The 1,108-nt window shown below is 35.9% G+C and carries 2 protein-coding genes; both read right to left on the reverse strand.

From position 1 onward, the window contains the following. The coding region (locus tag PX482_RS14055; protein WP_288122571.1) for a Uma2 family endonuclease at positions 1-368 on the reverse strand (368 nt) is incomplete at its 3' end. Positions 369-398: 30 nt separating this feature from the next. Beyond that, complete coding sequence (locus PX482_RS14060) at positions 399-974, reverse strand: Uma2 family endonuclease (protein ID WP_288027234.1); 576 nt, start codon at positions 972-974, stop codon at positions 399-401. Positions 975-1,108 lie beyond the last annotated feature (134 nt).

The raw sequence follows: 1,108 nt of genomic DNA on the forward strand, positions 1-1,108 counted from the left end.
GACATTAATTCAATGACAAAATCAGGAGATAGAGGTAAAAATCTTTCCTTTTGTTGTGGGGTTAAAGCTTGCCATTTTTCTAAAGGTATCCAAGCAGCATCGGGAGAGCGATCGGCCCCATTCGGTAGTTTTAACCCCGTGGAGGAATCAAAAACTACACCTAATTTATGTAGGTTATTCCATAACCATAATTGGGCAGTGATTCCAGCGTTAGAATTACCAGTTTCTCCTCCGGTTGGTGGCATAATAATTAAATCTCCTTTTGCGTTGCGTTCCAAACGTAAATTTCGGTTATCCTGACAAATTTGAAAAAACTGTTCATCGCTGAGTTGCCAAGATTCAAATTTAATTTCTACTACTGTCATCATGTTTAGATTCTCTTTTATAGGATTATAGAATTACCAAATATTATCAAGTTCTAAGACAAATTGAGATAAAATATTTTCCCCCGATAAACTCTCTGGATTAGTTAAAATTTCTACTGCCTGTCCTTGACGATAAATTTCCACTTCTCTAGTTTTTCTATTGATTAACCAACCTAAACGAGTCCCATTATCTAAATATTCCTGCATTTTTTTCCTAGCAGTTTCTAGGCTATCACTAGGAGACATTAATTCAATGACAAAATCGGGAGATAGAGGTAAAAATCTTTCCTTTTGTTGTGGGGTTAAAGCTTGCCATTTTTCTAAAGGTATCCAAGCAGCATCGGGAGAGCGATCAGCCCCATTAGGTAGTTTAAATCCTGTGGAGGAATCAAAAGCGATACCCGTACCATTGTTATCTGACCAATTAAATAATTGTTGGGTGATTCTACCGTTACTATTGGCCGTTTTTCCCCCCGTCGGTGGTATAATAATTAAATCTCCTTTTGCGTTGCGTTCCAAACGTAAATTTCGGTTATCCTGACAAAGTTGAAAAAACTGTTCATCGCTGAGTTGCCAAGATTCAAATTTAATTTCTACTACTGTCATCATAGATTCTCTTTTATATTTATAGGATTATAGAATTACCAAATATTATCAAGTTCTAAGACAAATTGAGATAAAATATTTTCCCCCGATAAACTCTCTGGATTAGTTAAAATTTCTACTGCCTGTCCTTGACGATA

Source organism: Microcystis sp. M53602_WE12 (assembly GCF_030065455.1).
Lineage (GTDB): Bacteria > Cyanobacteriota > Cyanobacteriia > Cyanobacteriales > Microcystaceae > Microcystis > Microcystis aeruginosa.

Coding starts and splice junctions, on each gene's coding strand:
- PX482_RS14060 (WP_288027234.1), bottom strand. CDS start 974: ATGATGACAGTAGTAGAAATTAAATTTGAATCTTGGCAACTCAGCGAT.